This window comes from Vibrio sp. CAU 1672 (assembly GCF_029223195.1).
GTDB lineage: Bacteria > Pseudomonadota > Gammaproteobacteria > Enterobacterales > Vibrionaceae > Vibrio.
On sequence record NZ_JARHUF010000003.1, the window covers coordinates 195,072 to 215,799 of the forward strand.

The 20,728-nt window shown below is 52.0% G+C and carries 20 protein-coding genes; 9 read left to right on the forward strand and 11 right to left on the reverse strand.

The genetic code is table 11. From position 1 onward, the window contains the following. Positions 1-89: 89 nt before the first annotated feature. The 3 genes from P2G85_RS04815 to sstT all read left to right on the forward strand — a co-directional run bounded on the left by P2G85_RS04815 (position 90) and on the right by sstT (position 3,202). Positions 90-395, forward strand: coding sequence for a PTS transporter subunit EIIB (locus P2G85_RS04815; protein WP_275862987.1), 306 nt, complete (start codon positions 90-92; stop codon positions 393-395). Between the two features lie 257 nt (positions 396-652). Continuing rightward, entirely contained in the window at positions 653-1,729 is a 1,077-nt protein-coding gene (rsgA, locus tag P2G85_RS04820) for a ribosome small subunit-dependent GTPase A (RefSeq protein WP_275862988.1), read from the forward strand. Positions 1,730-1,984: 255 nt separating this feature from the next. Continuing rightward, entirely contained in the window at positions 1,985-3,202 is a 1,218-nt protein-coding gene (sstT, locus tag P2G85_RS04825; protein ID WP_275862989.1) for a serine/threonine transporter SstT, read from the forward strand. A 95-nt stretch (positions 3,203-3,297) separates the two neighbouring features. Here sstT and iolG read toward each other — a convergent pair whose 3' ends face one another. From iolG to iolE, 9 genes are all read right to left on the reverse strand, one after another. Further along, a complete protein-coding gene (gene iolG / locus P2G85_RS04830; RefSeq protein ID WP_275862990.1) occupies positions 3,298-4,284 on the reverse strand; it encodes an inositol 2-dehydrogenase in 987 nt (328 codons plus the stop codon). Between the two features lie 24 nt (positions 4,285-4,308). Then, positions 4,309-5,136 carry a sugar phosphate isomerase/epimerase family protein gene (locus tag P2G85_RS04835; RefSeq protein ID WP_275862991.1) on the reverse strand — a complete coding sequence of 276 codons (828 nt, stop codon included), beginning with the start codon at positions 5,134-5,136 and terminating at the stop codon, positions 4,309-4,311. A gap of 183 nt (positions 5,137-5,319) precedes the next feature. Then, positions 5,320-6,153, reverse strand: coding sequence for a MurR/RpiR family transcriptional regulator (locus P2G85_RS04840; RefSeq protein ID WP_275862992.1), 834 nt, complete (start codon positions 6,151-6,153; stop codon positions 5,320-5,322). Between the two features lie 72 nt (positions 6,154-6,225). Further along, the gene (locus P2G85_RS04845) at positions 6,226-7,053 is read right to left on the reverse strand and encodes a class II fructose-bisphosphate aldolase (protein WP_275862993.1); all 828 of its coding nucleotides are present in this window, start codon (positions 7,051-7,053) and stop codon (positions 6,226-6,228) included. Between the two features lie 10 nt (positions 7,054-7,063). Then, positions 7,064-7,933, reverse strand: a complete 870-nt coding sequence (locus P2G85_RS04850) for a 5-deoxy-glucuronate isomerase (protein ID WP_275862994.1) — start codon at positions 7,931-7,933, stop codon at positions 7,064-7,066. 178 nt (positions 7,934-8,111) lie between these two features. After that, positions 8,112-9,098, reverse strand: a complete 987-nt coding sequence (gene iolC, locus P2G85_RS04855) for a 5-dehydro-2-deoxygluconokinase (RefSeq protein ID WP_275862995.1) — start codon at positions 9,096-9,098, stop codon at positions 8,112-8,114. An 8-nt stretch (positions 9,099-9,106) separates the two neighbouring features. Then, positions 9,107-10,285 (reverse strand): Gfo/Idh/MocA family oxidoreductase, encoded by a 1,179-nt coding sequence (locus tag P2G85_RS04860; RefSeq protein ID WP_275862996.1) that lies wholly within the window; start codon positions 10,283-10,285, stop codon positions 9,107-9,109. A 115-nt stretch (positions 10,286-10,400) separates the two neighbouring features. After that, positions 10,401-12,272 carry a 3D-(3,5/4)-trihydroxycyclohexane-1,2-dione acylhydrolase (decyclizing) gene (iolD, locus tag P2G85_RS04865; protein ID WP_275862997.1) on the reverse strand — a complete coding sequence of 624 codons (1,872 nt, stop codon included), beginning with the start codon at positions 12,270-12,272 and terminating at the stop codon, positions 10,401-10,403. A 111-nt stretch (positions 12,273-12,383) separates the two neighbouring features. Next, positions 12,384-13,277 (reverse strand): myo-inosose-2 dehydratase, encoded by an 894-nt coding sequence (iolE, locus tag P2G85_RS04870; RefSeq protein ID WP_275862998.1) that lies wholly within the window; start codon positions 13,275-13,277, stop codon positions 12,384-12,386. Between the two features lie 177 nt (positions 13,278-13,454). Here iolE and P2G85_RS04875 point away from each other — a divergent pair, with 177 nt between their 5' ends. The 3 genes from P2G85_RS04875 to P2G85_RS04885 all read left to right on the forward strand — a co-directional run bounded on the left by P2G85_RS04875 (position 13,455) and on the right by P2G85_RS04885 (position 16,219). Then, entirely contained in the window at positions 13,455-13,661 is a 207-nt protein-coding gene (locus P2G85_RS04875; RefSeq protein ID WP_275862999.1) for a hypothetical protein, read from the forward strand. Positions 13,662-13,816: 155 nt separating this feature from the next. After that, positions 13,817-15,259 (forward strand): sugar porter family MFS transporter, encoded by a 1,443-nt coding sequence (locus P2G85_RS04880; RefSeq protein ID WP_275863000.1) that lies wholly within the window; start codon positions 13,817-13,819, stop codon positions 15,257-15,259. Positions 15,260-15,328: 69 nt separating this feature from the next. After that, entirely contained in the window at positions 15,329-16,219 is an 891-nt protein-coding gene (locus tag P2G85_RS04885) for a LysR family transcriptional regulator (protein ID WP_275863001.1), read from the forward strand. A 7-nt stretch (positions 16,220-16,226) separates the two neighbouring features. Here P2G85_RS04885 and P2G85_RS04890 read toward each other — a convergent pair whose 3' ends face one another. Beyond that, positions 16,227-16,979, reverse strand: a complete 753-nt coding sequence (locus tag P2G85_RS04890) for a sulfite exporter TauE/SafE family protein (RefSeq protein ID WP_275863002.1) — start codon at positions 16,977-16,979, stop codon at positions 16,227-16,229. Positions 16,980-16,999: 20 nt separating this feature from the next. Next, positions 17,000-17,887: a TIM barrel protein gene (locus P2G85_RS04895; protein ID WP_275863003.1), complete on the reverse strand. Its 888-nt coding sequence runs from the start codon at positions 17,885-17,887 to the stop codon at positions 17,000-17,002. 178 nt (positions 17,888-18,065) lie between these two features. Here P2G85_RS04895 and P2G85_RS04900 point away from each other — a divergent pair, with 178 nt between their 5' ends. From P2G85_RS04900 to P2G85_RS04910, 3 genes are read left to right on the forward strand one after another with little or no spacing between them, the layout of a single operon-like run. Then, on the forward strand, positions 18,066-19,271 hold the full coding sequence (locus P2G85_RS04900; RefSeq protein WP_275863004.1) for an acetyl-CoA C-acetyltransferase: 1,206 nt from the start codon (positions 18,066-18,068) through the stop codon (positions 19,269-19,271). Positions 19,272-19,299: 28 nt separating this feature from the next. Next, positions 19,300-19,953, forward strand: a complete 654-nt coding sequence (locus tag P2G85_RS04905; protein WP_275863072.1) for a CoA transferase subunit A — start codon at positions 19,300-19,302, stop codon at positions 19,951-19,953. Beyond that, entirely contained in the window at positions 19,953-20,627 is a 675-nt protein-coding gene (locus P2G85_RS04910; protein WP_275863005.1) for a 3-oxoacid CoA-transferase subunit B, read from the forward strand. The genes P2G85_RS04905 and P2G85_RS04910 overlap by 1 nt, the downstream gene beginning before the upstream one ends. Positions 20,628-20,728 lie beyond the last annotated feature (101 nt).

Below are 20,728 nucleotides of genomic sequence, written 5' to 3' on the forward strand. Positions count from 1 at the left end.
TGGTAAGCAGCACATTTACCCGCGACGGCTTATCCCCTATCATGGCCGGGCAACCTTAATGCTGTACCCGGCCCAGTTAACGAGATACCATGATTAAACTACTTCAGCGTATTTTCAAAGCCCTTACCCAAGTCAATCCTAACCTTGAACAGGACGTCGACGTGATCCTGAATGCCATCGGCGGGCTGGAAAATCTGCTGGAAGCCGGCGCCTGTGCAACCCGATTGCGGTTAAAGTTAAAATCCACCCGGCACGTTGACCGCCACGCTCTGAAGCAACATGGTGCCTACGGCATCGTCTACCTAGACACCCAGCACATCCAGATCGTCTACGGCCTTAAAGCCAACCGTTATTCCCAAGCCATCGAACAACGTCTCGCGAAAAATGTTGCCTAGCAACTAGGCAATATTTGCATTAGTGGCTATAATCTGCGCGACATTTACCTGTTTTGATGACCAATAAGGAGAACACTGATGATTGTAATCAACACCATTAACCAGGCAGTGCAAGGGTAAACCTCCAGCTTTCTTATCGTGGCTAAGCCACTCGAACTCCCTTCTTTGCCCGGTTTTCACCGGGGTCAGCTCTAACCGAATTAGACCCTAATGCGATTTGTATTAAGGCGTTTTTTGGCGCCTGGGATAATTCAACCATGAACAAAACACACACTTTTTGTGAAACACTATTTTCTCAGCCAAACCCACTAAAATTATTGGGTTGGAAACCCTATTTTCAACAACAGTTAACACTGGATGACTACCAAAACACACTGTTGGCGCGCATTATTGCTCATCATCGCAGTGGCTACATGTTGGCAAGCGAGAAAGGCGAAATTCACCTCCCTATCCACGCTGCTTTACCCAGCATGACAGTGGGTGACTGGGTAGTCCTGAAGCAAAACCAGCAGTTTTCCCGTCTGTTGGAACGTCGCAGCCTGTTCAGCCGTAAAGCCGCCGGCAGCAGAGTGGCAGAGCAGTTGATCGCGGCCAATGTGGACACGGTTTTTATCGTGTGTTCACTCAATCACGATTTCAACCTGAGCCGGATTGAACGCTACTTGGCTTTAGTCAATGAAACCGAAGTCGAGCCTGTGATTGTGCTAACTAAAGCCGACTTGTGCGACGACAGTGACGAGCTTAAGAGCCAGGTGCAAAGCCTCGATCCACTTTTGATGGTCGAAACCGTTAACAGCCTCGACACATCAAGCGTGGCGAAACTAATGAGCTGGTGCGGCGAAGGTCAAACGGTGGCATTTATTGGCTCGTCTGGTGTTGGCAAGTCTACGTTGGTGAACACCCTGCTTTGCGAACAGGAACAAGCCACCGGTGGTATTCGTGAAGACGACAGCAAAGGCCGGCACACGACCACGTCTCGCTCGATTCACTTGCTCCCTTCAGGCGGTATCTTACTCGACACGCCGGGAATGCGAGAGATCCAGTTGGCGGACTGCGAAACCGGCGTGAGCGAAACCTTTTCCGACGTAGAAGCGCTCGCACTACACTGTCGATTTAGCGATTGCCGGCATCAAACCGAGCCCGGTTGTGCGGTTCAATCCGCCATCGAAAACGGTTCATTAGAGCGACGCCGCTTCACCAACTACCAGAAATTACTGCGTGAACAAGCCCATAACGGCGCAACACTGGCAGAGCAACGCGTACAGAGCAAACAGTTCGGTAAAATGGTTCGCAATGTGTCCGGAGAAAAGCGTAAACGCCAACAATCTTACTAAAGCGATGTAATCGTTTTGTCTACAAAGCAAAGGAGGCTAACGCCTCCTTTTTTATAGTCAAAAATTATGGGTACAGGTAAAAATGATGCCATTCAACATCTCTCAAACATTAAGGCAACGCCTTGCGAACATTTAAACTAATATCGAACTAAAACTAGACACAAAATAATACCAAGCTAAGATATGTGACATTCAGCAAAGGAATATAGCTGAAATTATAAATATCAATAAATGATCAACTTGCAGGAATGATGTATGCAACACAACAGTCTTGTTGCCCGATATGCTCGCGGCAACCTCGTTCTCCAAATCCTTGTCGGCATAGTGTTTGGCGTATTGCTTGCGACTATCGCACCAAGCCACGCTAAAAGCGCAGGATTACTCGGAAGTCTCTTTGTCGGCGCGTTAAAAGCCATCGCCCCGATCCTTGTCTTTATTCTGGTTGCGGCATCAATCGCGAACCAGAAGAAAAACCAGCACACTTACATGCGACCGATCGTCGTACTTTACCTGATGGGCACCTTCTTTGCGGCCCTGAGCGCCGTGGTACTGAGCTTCCTTTTCCCTACCCATTTAACTCTGGTTACCGGCGCCGAAGGTGCAATGCCGCCACAAGGCATTGCAGAAGTCTTACGAACACTGCTATTCAAACTGGTTGATAACCCGGTTAATGCCCTTGTTCAAGCCAATTACATCGGTATTCTGGCCTGGGGTGTCGGTCTTGGCCTGGCGCTGCATCACGCCTCAGCGACCACCAAAGCAGTATTTGAGGACTTGAGCCACAGCGTATCTCACATTGTTCGCTTTATTATCCGTCTGGCTCCTTTTGGTATTTTTGGCCTGGTTGCATCGACGTTCGCCACCACCGGTTTTAGTGCCCTGGCTGGTTACCTGCACCTGCTTGCTGTTCTGCTCGGAGCGATGGCGATCATTGCGCTTGTTGTGAACCCAGCGATAGTTTACTTCAAAACTAAACAGAACCCTTACCCACTCGTGCTTCGCTGTCTGCGTGAAAGCGGTGTGACTGCATTCTTTACCCGTTCAAGTGCAGCAAACATTCCGGTCAACATGGCATTGTGTGAACAAATGGGCCTAGATGAAGATACCTACTCAGTTTCAATCCCACTGGGCGCGACCATTAACATGGCCGGTGCTGCCATTACTATCACCACATTAACTCTGGCTGCCGTTAACACCTTGGGTATTGAGGTTGATATGATGACTGCACTGCTATTAAGTGTGGTAGCGGCTGTCTCGGCTTGTGGTGCATCTGGCGTAGCTGGTGGCTCTCTGCTGCTGATCCCGCTGGCGTGTGGCCTGTTTGGCATCTCAAACGATGTAGCAATGCAAGTGGTTGCGGTTGGCTTCATCATTGGTGTTATTCAAGACTCAGCTGAGACGGCGCTAAACAGCTCGACAGACGTGATCTTCACTGCCGCGGTTTGCCAGTCGGAACACCAAAAACACAGCTAATCACACCATCAGGATTCAACTGCCGATAGTAACAAGGGGAGCCAACTGGCTCCCCTTGTTTATTATTAACGCTTGTGATTACAGCGCCAATGCCTTTAAACCATGACGGTTTTTCCCGTCCGCATCGACTCCAGCGCGGCATCGGCCAACATCAGCGCCAGCTCCCCGTCAATGCCAGAGCAACATGGCACTTCCCCTTTCAGCACATCAATAAAGTGCTGCCACTCTGCCACATAAGCGCGCTCATAACGCTCAAGGAAGAAGTACTTCGGTGTCGCACCGGTTTGTCCCTGCTCAACACTGCAGGTCACCAGGTTTTCGGTTAAATTTTCGACCTGCAACATACCTTGCTCTCCATGTACTTCAAGCCGTTGATCATAACCATAACCCGAACGCCGGCTGTTGTGGATAGTCGCCATTGCGCCAGAGGGGAAGCTCAGCACCACAACACTGGTATCAATATCACCGGCTGCGCCAATTGCGGGATCGACTTTACAACTGCCATGTGCGGTAACGGCAACCGGATCCTCACCCAATATAAAACGTGCCATATCAAGATCATGAATGGTCATATCACGGAATATTCCCCCGGAAGACTGGCTGTACTGCGCTGGCGGTGGCGCCGGATCGCGCGAGGTGATGATCACGCTGGCAGGCTCCCCAATTTTCCCCTCATTGAGCGCTTGCTTGAGGCTCAGGAAATGCGGGTCAAAGCGGCGGTTGAAACCAAGCAAAAATGGGACTTGATACTGGCTCACGATCCCCAGGCAATCACGAACTCGGCCTAAATCTAAATCAATCGGCTTTTCACAAAAAATGGCTTTACCGGCTTTGGCTGCGCGCTCAATCAGATCGGCATGGGTATCCGTGGAAGAACAGATGCAGACTGCGTCAACGCTCTCATCCGCCATAGCCTCTTCTACCGATTGTCGCTTACTCTCAGGGTATTGAGCACAAAACTGCTCCGCATAAACGTCGTAAGGCTCGATGAGCGAGTAGAGGTGGGTTTCTGGTGAGCGATCAATATTGGCCGCATGCACCTGACCAATTCGACCCGCTCCAAACAATGCGATATTGAACATAATAAATCCTTTCAAAGTCCGTTATCAGTTGAACAGGCGTTGCATCCCCGCCAACATATCAGCCGCGATACCGTAGTAATCTCTTTCCCACAGCTGGTCATTAAGGTATTCACCAGAATAAAAGCCGTCGTAACCGGTTTGTTGAAGTGCATCAACCCACTCTTGCAACGGCACTTCCCCTCGCCCTAACAGGTAACCGCGCAAGGCTCTTTCATCCGGCCAGGTTTCACCTGGTGCTGGACGCTTCCCATCCGACAAATGCACGTTATAAATCAGGTTGGCGTCAATATCGGCGACCTGCTCTAATGACGCCCCCCTACATGCCCATAAGTGCCATGTATCGAGTACAAAACCAAAGTTGTCACGCCCTACCGCATCGTACAGACGGAAATAATCTTCGAGCTCAGCAATGGGAGTCCATGCCGCGCCTTCATATTGAAAACGGATACCGTAGTTCTGACCGATGTCTGCAATCTGACGAATGTTCTGTGCGGTCAGCTCTATGTTCTGCGCTTTGGTTAAACCGTTTAATGCTTCAAAAGCATTGAGCTGGATACTAGGCGCCCCGACAATCTGGGCAAAGCGACATAAGGTTTCGGTATCTTGGAACAACTGGCGCTGGCTGGCTTTATCGGTCACCTCCACTGCGCCAATAATATCGATCGCAGTCGGAACAATACCAAATTCGTCCATACGCTGTTTAAGCTGGTCGGCGGTCAGCCCGGCCCGGATGTAGCGCCAAAGTTTTTCGGTGTGGATTTCCAGCCCATGGTAGCCTGTTTCTTTGGCTAGACGGACATCAGAAAGAATATTGCTGTGCAAAGAGCACATACCATGTAGAGCAAAACGCATGAGATTCACCTCTGTTTATGACCCTGTACATAGCACAGGGCAACCAAATTCAGCTCAAGCAAACCCTGGGCGCAACCACTGAGCTGCACCAAATAAATAAACAAAGAGATGGAAAGAACTGTGCTTTGCGTCACCGCTTAGCGCACAGGAAGGCGTCCCTATTCAGGCCGCTGAGCTATCAGATCACTTCACTTCGCGACAAATCAGACTGACCGCCAGTGCCTGGGCCAGATACATCGAGCTGCTGAGCGAACGAAAGCCCATTAACTCACCTTCCAACACTTCAAAACAGACATCCATTTTGCTGCCGTGTGGCGTCACCTGGTTATCCGTAATACACACAATCGGCACATTCTTTTTGCATGCTTGATCAATCAGCTCGCTGGTTTCTTCCGCGTACGGATTAAAGGTAATCGCGAACAGTACATCCTTGTCGTTCATTCGCCGGGTCAAGGGCGACAACATGCCACCGTGATCATCGAGCAGCACCACGCTTTTATCAGACTTCATCAGGGCATACCATAAGTAGAAAGCCACCGGATAAGCGCGCCGGGTGCCCTGAATGTAGATGGTCTCCGCTTTATCCATCAGTGCCACCGCCCGTTCCAGCTTTTGTGGCGATACGGAGACCTGCAGGTGCTCCAGTGCCTCAATGTTGGCGTGGCCAAAATCCTGGAAAATCGCCTGCGGGGAGTCGTGCGGAACATCTTCCATCTCGCGCGCTTTGCGAACCCGCTCTTTATAGTCACGTGGCCGGTTAAGGTATTGATTGCGAAAAAGAACCTGCATGGAAGTGAACCCATCAAATCCCATTGCATTCGAAAATCGGCTCAAGGTAGACAGTGGCACACCGGCTTGTTTGGCAATCGTCGCCATGGTCTCTACCGCCACCAGCATCGGCTGGTCAGTGATAAAGTCGGCCACTTGCTGTAAACGCCCGCTCAACCCATCATAACGCTTGGCGATCAACTCTTTCAATGTGTCTAAATCTGTTGGTGCTTTCACTTCAACATCCATAATTATACTGCTCTCCTATCAATGAATGCCTGGAGATAGTGGCCCCTTATAGTAACAAAAGAGGCCGCTATTTTAAGATAATAATTCAAAGTTGCGGACCGCCTCTTCCTTCACATAAGGCATGGCCTTTTGCATAAAGTAGATACGATCAAACTTCTGTGGCTCCTGATTCATATAATCACGCAGATTATGCCCCAGCGCCTGACGCAGACAGGTACCGATGTTGAACTTCGACACCCGGCTCTGTTTCAGTTTGAGCATGTCCTCATCGCGGATACCACTGGTGCCATGGATCACCAGCGGCACGCTGACCTCACTGGCAATACGATCCAGACGGCCAAAATCGATCGCACTGGTTGGCTCGGTCAGGCGGTGTACATTACCTACCGAAATGGCAACACAATCCACTCCGCTCTCTCTGGCGAAACGCGCAGCATCTTCTGGCTCGGTATAGATGGTTTTGATGTGATCCCGGCCCTCATCATAAGGCACAGAACCAATTTCCCCTTCTACAGAGGCGCCAAGTGCGTGTGCCACTTCCACCACTTTGCGGGTGCGGGCGATGTTCTCATCCAGCGTCAGCTGCGAGCCATCGAACATCACCGAGCTGAAACCGGCTTTCAGCGCCCGGAACACTATCTCTTCTTCGTATGTGTGATCAAGGTGCAGGCATACGGGAACGCTGCTGTTATGGGCCAGGTTCAGAAACATCGCCGCAGCGGTTTCCACACCGTAGAAATCCGCCACGTCCTTATTACACGCCAGGATCACAGCCCGGTTCACTTGCTCTGCCGCTTCAACCACGGCGCGGGCGTCTTCATAACCAAACACGTTAAAGCAGGGCACGGCATAGTCCGATGCCGCAGCATCGGGCAACAAATCATTTAAGTTAACCAGCATAGCGCGCTCCCTATTTGAATTTCGCGATCATGTCTTTGATGCCCGGGATCGTCTCCACCTGGTATTCATGGTGAGGGTCAAAGTGCTGAATCAAAGATTTCTCTGTTTTACCGACGATGATAGTGAAGTAATACATCTCATAACCCGGCGCGGCGACACTTGGGTGATAACCTTTGTCGATCGCGATCACTGAGCCGGTTCTCACGTGGTAAACCGGGCCGAAATCGTCTTCGTGCTCATAGAGGAACTGGGCACCAAAACCAAAATCCGGGTTAAAGCGGAACTGATACACTTCTTCGTAAAGGGTTTCTTTGCTGCCATCCGGCTTAACACGGTCTTCATCGTGTTTGTGTGGCGGGAAGCCAGACCAGCCACCGGCACCAACCGTAAACAACTCACTCACCAGCAAGCGGCCACGCTGGTCGGCATTCGACTGACCCAGGACATGCTTGATCTTGCGGTGGGTTTTGGTGTCATCCGAGCCATACTGGACGATATCTACGTTCTCTTCACGAATGCAGAAAGGCTCAAGCGAGGCTTCAAATTTGCCCCCGGCGATCATGATGTCGGCATTATCGCTGACACACGCGATCTCGGCGCGGTAACCGAGCGGAACATACACCGCCTCTGGGTTACCGTCCCAGACTGACTTACGTTTACCGATATTGTCGAAGGTCTGGCTGGTACCATCTTTACTGACAGTGATGCTGCAGGTACCGCCCGCCAGTACAATCACCGACTCATAACCGTCAACAACATGGTCGAATTTTTCGTTTTGATTCAAGAACACCTGGTTGAAGTAGCACAGCGGTGTAACTTCATCGTTCGCACCGATAATTGGTTCATTTTTGTTATCAAATGGTGGAATGTGTTTACCCATTTTCTTTCTCCTCACAGCCCGTCAGCTGACAACGAGTCTGTATTTATCCTTTTAAAGCTATGTAATAAAAAACCGGGCCACGATGGTTTGTATGGTCACTATTGGCTTACCCTCGAGCGCCCATACCGGCCCGGGAGACTAATCGTACGCCAGTTCGGTGCCGCGGCACCGACCGGGCTTAACTTCTCGTCTCTATAAAGTCGAATAACTGTTCCTTGGACGGCATCGCTTCGGTACAGCTGTGGCCACTGACGTTGATCGCCGCCGCCGCCGTACCATTGCGTACCCCCTCTGACAGGGAGCCGCCGGTCACCAGGGTCCAGATCAGGCCGCCGGCGAATGAGTCCCCGGAACCAAATGGCTTGTTGGCTTCAACACGGAAAATACCCTGCTCAAACTTATGCCCGGCGCGGTCGTAGACCTTGGAGCCGAACTCACCCGCTTTGATCACCACCACCTGGGTGTTATCGGCGAGGAAGCGTGCGGCGGTTTGATCATCATCGGTATTGCCCGGAGCCACGACCGTTTCCATCATGTCGAACTCTTCACGGTTGCCAATTACAATATCTGACAGGCCGGCCGCAATACCGTAGTAAATTGACGCATCAGTATCAGTGCGCCATGAGTAAGGACGGTAGTCCACATCGAGCACCACCAAAGTGTTGCTGCGGCGGGCGTGTTGCATGGCAAGCAGTGTCGCTTCGCGGCTTGGGCTTTCTGACAGCGCTGTCCCGGTGACTACCAACACTTTTGAACGTGCGATGTACTCGGGATCAACCTCTTCCGGCTTAATCGTCAAATCGGACGCGTTATTGCGGTAGATCAGCACCGTACAGTCTTTCGGTTTCATTTCAGTAAACGCCACCGAGGTACGCGAACCTGAGCCGTCGGTTTTCATCCCATCCAGGTTGATGCCCTGTTCTGTCATGTAACCTTTGACATAACCACCGAAAGCATCATCAGCAACGCAGCCGATAAAACCGACCTTGCCGCCCAGTTTGGCGATCGCCACGGCGATGTTTGCCGCCGAGCCACCGACAAATTTGTGAAAGCCAGAGATGTCTGCCATGTCGGTATTCGCTTCGCGGGCGTAGAGATCGACGCCCGCACGACCCAAAACGATGGCATCCAATGGTCTGTCTGATTGAAGTGCTATGTTTGTCATCGTCGTTCCTATTCGTTGTACTCAACCCAAGCGGCGTTCTGATCTGCCGACTCGACACATTTTTCACACAGACGCACACCTTCAATACCCGCATCGATACCCGGGAACCAGATGTCTGCCAGCGCTTGCTGGTCATCACGTTCAGCCGCATCGAATGCCAGTGCAAAGCGGTGGTACAGGTTCGCCCAGGACTCAAAGTAACCTTCCGCATGTCCGCCACCAACACGGTTGGCCGCCACACCTTCCGCGTCCTGGTACAGGTAACCCATGCCACGTTCTAATACGCGTGGGGCTTCACCCTGAACTTCATAGCGCAGTTGGTTTGGATACTCATCCCACCATTCGATAGACGCTTTCGAGCCAACAATGCGGATTTTCTGCTGGTGCATTGAGCCTGCGTTAACCGCCGAAGCCCATAGCGTACCGACGGCACCGCCTTTGAACTGCAGCATGATGTGGGCGTTATCTTCCAGTGGTGCACGTGACTTAATAAAGCTCTGGCGCATACAAGACAGGCGATCCACTTCCAGCCCGGTCATCACTTCACTTAAGTAAAATGCGTGGGTACCGATATCACCCAGCACGTAAGTCGGACCAGAAACTTCCGGGCTCACGCGCCATTTAAGACCTGGATCATTTTTCTCGTATTCTTCATTGTGGAATCCATGGGCAAATTGCATGTTCACCACGCGGATCTCACCCAAATCACCACGTTTCACCATTTCACGGGCCTGTTGCACCATCGGGAAACCGCTATAACCGTACATCACGCCAATCACGCGGTTACGCTCCGCGGCGATTTTCTTCAGCTCTTCAGCTTCCGGAGTAGTAAAAGTAATTGGCTTTTCACATACCACGTGCAGGTTGGCTTCCAGCGCCGCTTTACAGATCTCGTAATGGGTTGAGTTAGGCGTCGCAATAGACACCGCCTGAATGCCATCTTCACGCTGGGCTTCTTTCTCAAACATCTCTTTATAGTTGGCATAACAACGGTCGCCATCCAGGCCGAGGTTGACACCAAAATCACGGCAACGTTCCGGATCCAAATCGAACGCACCGGCAACCAGTTTGAATAAACCATCGCGCTGTGCGGCGTTACGGTGCGAATAACCAATCTGACTGCCACGACCACCGCCGACCATAGCCCAACGGATTGGTTGCTCAAAATGACGCTCTTCATTAAACATGCTTGACTCCTTAGCAGGCTCTTCCCCCGAAGAGCCTAAATTGTGTTGTTTACGAAACCGAAGTTTCGAACTTGAATTGGCTTAATAAACTTGTGACGAGTTGACCCACACCGGCTTACACGCCCGCGCGTTGTGTCGCCCGGCCTTCTTCCCACGATGCGACTTTTTCTGCCGTCTCGTCGTTGCGGGTCACTTCAGGCAGCCCCACTTCCCACCAGCAGTCACACTTAGACCATGCCGCCGGAGAGACCGGATCGATATCCACCACAATCACGTAAGTGCGGTCCGCTTCTTTCGCCCGCTGGAACGCGGCATCAAATTCATCGACTGAGGTCAGTTTTTCACTGATGGCACCCTGTGCTTCGGCGTGTTTGGCAAAATCGACACGCGCCACTTCACCATCAGGACGACGACAGTCTTCCAGCAGGTTGTTAAACGATTCGTTACCGGTGTTGTTTTGCAGTTTGTTGATCACCGCAAAGCCGCCGTTGTCACACACCACCACAATCATTTTGTGGCCGGTTAAGACTGACGAGTAGATGTCGGAGTTTTGGATCATGTATGAACCGTCACCCACCAGTACCACCACGTCGTTGTCTGGGTTAGCGACTTTCGCGCCCCAGCCGCCGGCGATTTCGTAGCCCATGCACGAGAAGCCGAACTCAACGTCGAACTTACCGATTTGGTAGTTCTGCCAGTTCATCGCCAGCTCTGCCGGCAGGCCGCCCGCTGCAGTCAGCACCGTGTCACCCGGCTGCATTGATTGATTCACTTTGCCAATCACTTCTGCGTAAGACGATGTGCCCGGCAGCAGATCCCCTTGTTGTGGATGAGTGCGTCGGTGCACCAGGGCTTTCCACTCATCAGCTTGTGCTTTTGCGGTTGCTGCCCACTCATCGCTGCTGCGGAAATCACCCAGCAGGTTAGAAAGCTCAACCAAACCACGTTTGGCGTCTGCTTTGACCGGGATCGCGCGGTGTTTAATCGCGTCGAAGCGTGCGGTGTTGATCGTCACCAGCTTCATGTCCGGGTTCTTAAATACTGACCAGGAGCCGGTAGTAAAGTCTTGCAGGCGCGTGCCGACCGCCAGTACCACATCAGCATGGGCCGCCATATAGTTGGCTGAATCCGAACCCGTTACCCCGATTGGACCAGCGTTGAGCGGGTTATCCTGCAGCATGGTGGCACGACCGGCGATGGTCTCGACCACTGGAATATTGTGTTGCTTGGCAAACGCCGCCAACTCGTCGGTTGCCAGTGAGTAGTGGACGCCGCCACCGGAGATCACCAAAGGTTGTTTCGCGCTCAGCAGCGCCGCTTTGGCATCTTCTAAATCTGCCACTTCCGGCTCAGGGCGGCGAATGCGGTGAACCTTCTCTGCAAAGAACACTTCAGGGAAATCGTAAGCCACACCCTGGATGTCTTGCGGCAGACCGATAAACGCCGGGCCACAGGTTTCCGGATCCAGCATGGTGTCAATCGCTTGCGGCAGAGAATGCATCAGCTGAGTCGGAGAAATGATCCGATCCCAGTAGCGGGTCAGCGGTTTGAATGCGTCGTTACAGGTAATGGACGGATCGTAAAAGTTTTCCGGCTGCTGTAGCACCGGGTCAGGCAGGCGGCTGACGTAAGCGTCACCAGAAATAAGAAGTACTGGCAGGCGGTTGGTATGCGCGATACCGGCTGCCGTGATCATGTTGGTTGCGCCCGGGCCAATAGAGCTGGTCGCAATACCAATGCGACGACGTAGGTTCGCTTTGGCATAGGCGATTGCTGCTGTCGCCATCGACTGTTCGTTTTGCCCACGCCAGGTCGGAATTTTGTCTTCAATGTTTTTTAGCTGCTGTCCAAAGCACGTCACGTTCCCGTGACCAAAGATGGCAAATGCCGCACCAAACAGCTGTTCCTTTTTGCCATCAATTTCAATCATTTGAGCAGCTAGGTACTGAGCTAGCGCTTCTGCAACAGTTAGGCGTACAGTTTTCATTGTGTTCCCCGGTAGTATCAAACTTTTTGCTTAATCAGCGGTATCATTGCCGCAGCTTGATTGAGGGGGCACGCCCCCTCTTCCTTGCATTACTGCTTATATTGGTAAGGTTTACAGGCCGTACTTGTTCGCGTAGCCGGTGATGTTTTCGTAAGCGGTTTTCGCGTAAGTCAGCGGGTTAGCTTTGGCAGGGTCCTGCTCTGCTTCCACCAGCAGCCAGCCTTGGTAGTTACGCTCTTTCAGGGCTGCAAACACGTCGTCGTAATCCACGTCACCGGTACCAGGTACGGTGAACACACCATCAAGTACTGCGTTAAGGAAAGATTTATCCGCTTCGCGTGCCGCTTTCATCACGTCCAGGCGCAGATCTTTAAAGTGCATGTGACCAATGCGGTGACCCCAGCGCTTGATCATCGTAACCGGGTTACCACCACCGTATGTGATGTGGCCGGTATCCAGCGTCAGGTAAACCGCATCGCCAGTCAGCTCCATCATGATGTTGATGTCGTCTTCTGTTTCACAGATGGTACCCACGTGATGGTGGTAAGACAGTTTGATGCCGTGTTCATTCAGCAGGTACTCTGCTACGCGAGTCAGCTTGGCACAGTATGTTTTCCACTCATCCATCGTCAGGATCACACGCTGAGACAGCGGTGTGTTGATGTCACCGTGAACGGTGTTGCTGACCTCACCAAATACCATCGCTTTACAGCCAGCCGCTTTGAGCAGTTTGATGTGATCTTGCATCGCTTCGATCTCTTCTTCTGCTGACAGCTTCATCAGGTTACCGCTGTACCAGCCCGAAGCGAGGACCAAACCATGTTTTTCCAACAGAGGAATAAGCACTTCTGGGTCACGTGGGTATTTCGTACCCAGTTCCGTACCGGTGAACCCGGCTTCAGCCATTTCACTCAAGCACCTTTCCAAAGGGATGTCACCACCCAGCTCAGGCATGTCATCGTTGGTCCAGGTCAGTGGGCTGATTCCATATTGCACGTTGCTCATTTTTATTCTCCGACAATGTTTGCGTTATTTAATTAGTAGTGTGAAGAGAAAAGCTCCGGTTCTAACGATACTTTTCATTCAACGATTTTGTTTCACTGAGGATTACATTAACTCAAAAATTCCAGTTTGAAAAATATTTTTCACCTAAGAATTACGATGTCATGGATTTGTAAAAAAATGGAAAAGCCCAATAAACTCAAGCCCTGCAAGCAAATCAGATCTAGATCTCATTTTATTTTTTGTGTTAAAAATCAACAAATTAAACAGCATGCACAAAATGAAAAACATTTTCCATTATTTGATTTAGCTAACACTTCAGAACAAAAAGCGCACAGGGCGCTGGCCGAATTGGCCAAGAGTAAATATGATGAAAACGACCGATAAATGAAAAATAATTTTCATTGATAATATAAACATAAAATGTCGGCAACATTGATACCAATACTCGTACCCTACAAAACAGAGTATTGGCCATAACCCAGCTTGATCTTATTCGATGGTTAAGGGAGAGTTTGGGGATCTAATAAAGGAAAAAAACAATGGAAGCTATATCCAAGGCCGAAGCTCGAAAGCATAATATTGCTTATATCGTTAGGATTTGTTGTATCGCTGCACTAGGAGGTATCTTACTCGGATATGATACCGCCGTGATCTCCGGGGCAATTGGACCGATCCGCGAGCATTTCGGGCTCTCCCCCGCCCAAACCGGCTGGGCAGTGTCCAGCGTAGTATTAGGCAGTATTCTTGGTGCCGTGAGTGCTGGCTGGTCTGCCCTCAAATACGGCCGACGCAATACCCTTTTTATCGCCGCCATCCTCTTCATGATCTCCGCCATCGGCTCCGCCCTCGCTCAAACCTTTAGTTTCTATGTTGTACTGCGTATCGTTGGTGGTGTGGCAGTCGGTTTGGCCTGTGTGGTGTCACCGATGTACATGTCCGAAGTGGCGCCAAAAGATTTCCGCGGCCGGGCAGTGAGTATGTTCCAGCAGTCTGCGGTTATCGGTCAGACCGGGGTGTTCTATGTTAACTACCTGATAGCCAAAGGCATGTCAGAAGCCTGGCTGGTCGATCTGGGCTGGCGCTGGATGCTGGGTTCTGAAGTCATTCCTGCTGCCCTGTTTGGCATGCTGCTGTTCCTGATCCCTGAATCACCTCGCTGGTTGGTACTGAAAGGCAAAATTGCCGAAGCCAAAGACACCCTCTCACGCATTTCAAATCCAAAACATGCTGAGCAATTAATCGGTGAAATTCAGGCATCACTGACAGAAAGCCGCGGTGCAAACAAAAACAAAGTCAGCCTGCGCTCACCGCTGCTATTTGCGATCCTGGTGATTGGTACCTTCGTTGCGGCCGCTCAGCAGCTGACGGGGATCAACGTGATCATGTACTACACCCCTGAAATCTTAAAACCTATCACCGGTTCAACCGAAAATGCCCTGTTCCAGACCACGTTTGTCGGCATTGTGTTTATCGCCGGTAACGCACTGGGTATGTACCTGATTGATAAAGTTGGCCGTCTACCGCTAATGAAATACGGTACATTTGGTTGTGCTCTGGGCATGTTTGTCGTCGGTTACGTGCTTTACCAACAAACTGAAGGCTACGCGGCACTGTTCGCATTGTGTCTGTATGTGGTCTCTTACGCGACCTCATGGGGCTGTGCATGCTGGACGATGATTTCCGAGATTTTCCCCAACAGCATCCGTTCCCGAGCAATGGCAATTGCCGTCGGAGCACAGTGGTTCACCGGTTTCCTTGTGACCCAATCTTTCCCGATGCTGAACGAAAACCCATACCTGAAAGAGCAGTTTAACGGCGCATTCAGCTTCTGGTTGTTCGGCGTTCTGTCGATCATCTGTATGTTCATCGTCGTTAAGTACGTGCCTGAAACCAAAGGCGTCAGCTTAGAGAAAATGGAACAAGCAATGGCAGAAAAATTAGGCAAAAAAGTACCGGAAAGTGCGAGCGAAGCACGTGCATAAGGTAACTTAATGTTTTACAAAGGGAACAGGTGCTGACACTTGTTCCCTTTTTGCTTTGGAGGTCACCACATGCTCGATAAAATGGCATTCTTTGTCTACGTGATCCGCTCCGGATCCATCTCCTCTGCCGCGAGAAGATTCAATATCTCAGTCTCCGCCGGCAGCCGCTGGTTACAGGAGTTGGAACACCACTTTGGTACCACCCTTTGCCGCCGCTCCAACCGCCTGCTGGAAGCCACCCAGGCCGGCCATACCCTGTATGAAGAGTTTTCACCGTTAGTCGATAGTGCCGAAAGGATCAGCCGTAAACTGGAGGATTTTCAGGACAGTGAAAAAGGCCACATCAACATCGCCTGTACGCCGGTCTACGCCAACCACTACCTGATGGAAAGGATTGCCCGTTACTCGAAACAGAACCCCAAAGTGACGTTTAATATTAATGTCACTCCCTGGGCATTGGATCATGCCAGCACCTGTGACCTGATGATCAGTGCCAACGCCAGTTTTCAGGGCTACCGCGAAAAAGATTTACTGCTGGTCAAACGTGAGTTAATGCAGTGCCCGTTTGTTGTCGTCGCGGCTCCGCAATATCTCGAACAGCACTGCCTCCCAACCCAACCGGAATGCTTACGGGATCATGCCTGCCTGATGGCCACCACCCTGACCGGCAGCAATGACTGGATATTTCGTCAGGGTATGGAAAACATGGTGCTGAAGGTGCCGAAAACCATTGAAGTCAACGACAGTGATCTACTGCTTAGTGGCGCATTAAAAGGGGCCGGTATTGCCTACCTGCCCCAGTTTGTGACTAAAGCCGCGATGGCCAACGGGGAGTTAGTGCCATTACTGGAAGAGTACCAAACCAGTATCTGGAGCCTGAACCTTTACTACCATTCACCGAAAACGGCTTCTCCGGTGGCGACTAAATTTAAACAGTTCTTGCTCGATAATCCGTGCTGATACCGATTTAAACAAGCAGCGCCACGACACCATCCCAGGTAAGCTTGGCACCGGAGAGAAACAGGAACAGATAGCAAAGCTGGTAGATTTTTTCCTGGCTGACCCGGTGTAACAATGCCACACCCAACTTAACCCCAACCGGCGCCAGCGGGATCAACACCAACGCCGTCATCAGGTTAGTGCTATCGAACTCCCCCAACCAGAAATAAGGCACCAGTTTCACCACGTTGATGATTGCAAACAGGACCGCCATGGTGGCGATTAAAGTCACTTTCGGCAGGCGCAACGGCAACAGATAAATGCTCGCCGGACCGCCCCCGGCATGAATGGCAGTACTGGAAAAACCGCTCAGGGCGCTCCACAACCAGACACCAAATGTGCCTGTTTTGGCTGGCGGGTTTGTTCCACGTAACCAATACTGCAGACAGAATAACAATGACAACACGCCAACGGTCAGTTTCAGTCCCGCTTCCGGCGTGATGCGTAAAAACAGCCCGGCCAGTACCACCCCTAAAATAGCGCCCGGTAACATGGCTTTGAGCACCTGATAATCGGCACTGCGGTAATGATGGCGCACAGCGAAGGCGTCCATCACCAGCAAGATCGGCAGCAAAATTGCTGCCGCTTGCGTCGGCGGTACCACCAGCGCCATCATCGGCACCGCGAGAATACCCAGCGCCCCGCCTAACCCACCTTTACCGATGCCGTACACCAATACCGCAGGAACGGCGAGGAAGTAAAACCAAGGTTCACTGAGCATAGCGTCTTCCCATATCTGATTTACGCCACGATTTGCGCCAGATAATTGCGGCTGCGCTTCAGATCACGGCAAACTTGCGTTATATCATTGGTGCTGTGCTCATGTTCCACCACGATCCAGCCTTGGTAGTCATTAGCTTTCAGGGCATTCATCACCTGACGGAGCTTAATGTCACCGTCCCCCAGCGGCGTGATCAGGCCGTTACTGTAAGCCTCCACCCATTCCAGTTTATCCCGGATCGCGATTCTGAGTTTCTCTGTGGAGACATCCTTAACATGGACGTGCTCAATTCGTGCGCCGTATTGGCGGATCAGCGCGAGCGGATCCATACCATCGAGGAAGGCATGGCCGATATCGATACACAGTCCAAGCCTGGACGCCGGGATCTGGCTCATCACAAAATCAATCTCTTCCTTATAACTGATGTAGCCGCCCACTCCAGGATGCAACAAACAGCGCAAACCATACTTCCCGGCCACTTGGATGATACGCTCAAGATTGGCGATAAAATTGCGTTTAGCATTTACATTCAAGCGCGGCGCAGTAACACTCTGGCCGATATAGCCGTAGCGCTCGGGGTGGATCCCCTCCATCACCAGCAAGGTTGTCACGCCCAGCGCTGCTAAACGCTGACACACGTTCTCGGTCTGTTCTAAAATGGCCGGCATCTTGGCACCATCGCAAAACGGCTGCTGAATTTTACCGGCGCACATCTGTAAACCGCGCACACGAAAAGCGCTCTTCAGCAGATCCGCATCGGGCGGGAAAAAGCCATCCGGCCCCAGTTCGATACCACGAAAACCACTTTCACTGGCATCCATCAACACCTTTCCCCAACTTGGGTTGGCCGCATCAGAGGCCTCTTCAATTCCCCAGCAGCAAGGGGCACAAGCAATTCGATCAAGCATGTCTGATTCTCCTGAATTAATCCCCCTCAACCTTAAGATTCCATGCAGCAAAAGTGCGTGATGTGTCCCTCGTTTGTATTTTGCATTTTCGCAAAGCGGCTTTGAATTCCTGGCTATATCACAACCACTTCTGCCCGCCGTAGACTGGAAAGGAAAGACAGATTACGGAGTAAACGTTATGGAACGAATCTTCATCGTAGCTGCCAAACGCACCCCGATTGGCAGCTTCAACGGCTCACTGGCCTCATTATCCGGGGTCGAACTCGGCGTGCACGCAATCAAAGCCGCACTCGAACAGGTAGACATCGCCCCAGAGCAAATCGACGAAGTGATCGCCGGCAATGTCCTCACCGGCGGCACTGGCATGGGCCCGGGGCGCCAGGCGGCGATCAAAGCCGGCATTCCTGAGTCCGTACCGGCTTACACCCTCAACATGATTTGCGGCAGTGGCATGAAAGCCATCATGGATGGCGCGAGCCATATCCGCGCCGGGGATGCTGAACTGGTGCTGGCGTGCGGCATGGAGAGCATGTCCAACGCCCCTTACATTTCATCCGGCCAGATCCGCCGCGGCTACCGCATGGGCCACCAGACCATCGAAGACAGCATCATCAAAGACGGCCTGACCGATGCCTTCCACAACTACCACATGGGGGTAACGGCAGAAAACATCGCCAAACAGTTCCAGATCAGCCGTGAGGAGCAAGATGCCTTTGCTCTGCAAAGTCAGCGCAAAGCGGTCAACGCCATCGAAAACGGGCACTTTGACAACGAAATAGCGCCTATCACCATTGTCGAACGTAAGCGCCAGTTTGAAGTCAGACACGACGAATTTCCTAAATCAGACTGCAGCTTTGAAGGGCTACAGAAACTGCGTCCGGCCTTTGATAAAGAAGGCAGCGTGACAGCCGGTAATGCGTCCGGGATCAACGACGGCGCTTCGGCGATATTACTTGCATCAGAAAGCGCACTGCTGCGCCACGATCTGACCCCGCTTGCAGAGCTGATCGAGTACGGGCAAGGCGCTATTGCACCGGAAGTAATGGGACTGGGACCGGTCTCTGCCATCGCCAACACCCTGGCCAAAGCAGACATGGCGCTGACCGACATTGACCTGTTTGAGCTTAACGAAGCGTTCGCCGCCCAGGCACTTGGGGTTGCGCGCTCACTGAGCGAGCAGCATAACATCGACGAAGCCTGGCTGCTTGAGCGCAGTAACTTATGTGGTGGGGCCATCGCCCTGGGCCACCCGATTGGTGCTTCCGGTAACCGCATCGTCACCACCCTGGTCCATCAGCTACACCGTACCCGCAGTGACTACGGCCTGGCCTCGCTCTGCATTGGTGGTGGTATGGGTACCGCGCTGATCCTGAAACGTTGTTGATAGGGGACAATCCATGAAAACCAACACCATGAAAAAAGCGGCCACCGCCCAACAGCTTGAGAGCTTACTTCATGACGGCATGACCATCATGATCGGCGGGTTTATGGCAACCGGCGCACCGGAAAAACTGATCGATCTATTGATCCAAAAAGACATCAAAGACATTACCCTGATCAGCACCGATACCGGCTCACCGGGTAAAGGATCCAGCCGCTTGATCGCCGAAAAACGGGTCAAAAAGCTCTACGCTTCTCACATCGGCACCAACCCGGAAACCGGTAAACAGATGAACGACGGCAGCCTTGAAGTGGAACTGGTCCCCCAAGGTACCCTTGCCGAGCGTATTCGCAGCGCCGGCGCCGGCTTAGGCGGGGTGCTGACCCCGACCGGGCTTGGCACCATTGTGGCAGAGAACAAGCGCGTGATTGACATCGATGGCAAACAGTACCTGCTTGAGATGCCACTGAAAGCCGATCTGGCCTTGGTCCGCGGCTCAAAGGTCGACCGGCGTGGCAACGTTTTCTACAGCAAGACCACCCAGAATTTTAACCCGTTGATGGCAACGGCCGCCGAGATCGTGGTGGTTGAACCCGAGCAAATTGTTGAACTGGGCGAGATCGAACCTGAAGCGGTACATACGCCAAGCCTGTACGTCGATTACATCTTAGTGGAGGACAACTAATGGCTGTTCAATTAGAAAAAGAGGTCATCCGCCGCCGTATCGCCTGGCGTGTGGCACAAGAGATGAAAGATGGTGATATCGTCAATCTGGGCATTGGCCTGCCGACCCTGGTCGCCAATGAAGTAGATAAGGATGTCGAGCTGCTGCTGCAGGCCGAAAACGGGTTGCTGGGTATCGACAAGCTGGCGTCAGAAGCTGAAAGTGATGCGGATCTGGTGAACGCCGGCGGACAACACATTACCGCGATTGCCGGAGCCTGTTACTTCAGCAGCGCCGATTCTTTTGCCATCATTCGTGGCGGGCACGTCGATTCGACAGTACTCGGCGCGCTGCAGGTGGATGAGCACGGAAACCTCGCTAACTGGATCATTCCGGGCAAAATGGTACCGGGCATGGGCGGCGCGATGGATCTGGTCGTCGGGGCGAAAAAAGTCATCGTCGCCATGGAACACACGGTGAAAGGTAAAGCCAAGCTGCTCAAGCACTGCACTTTACCCTTAACCGCAGTCGGTCAGGTCGACCTGATCGTCACCGAAATGGGTGTATTTGAAATCAGCGAGCAGGGCATGGTGTTGACCGAGCTGGCACCCGAGTTCTCGGTGGATGAGGTTCAGGCCGCCACCGAAGCGACTCTGGTGATTTCACCCGACCTGATCACCATGCCAACCCCATAGCCATCGGCATGCCAGTCTTACTAAGCCACCTCTGATTAAGGTGGCTTTTTTACTTCCGCCAATCGGCGATGAACTTTCTCGCGCGGGTGGCAGGCAACCCT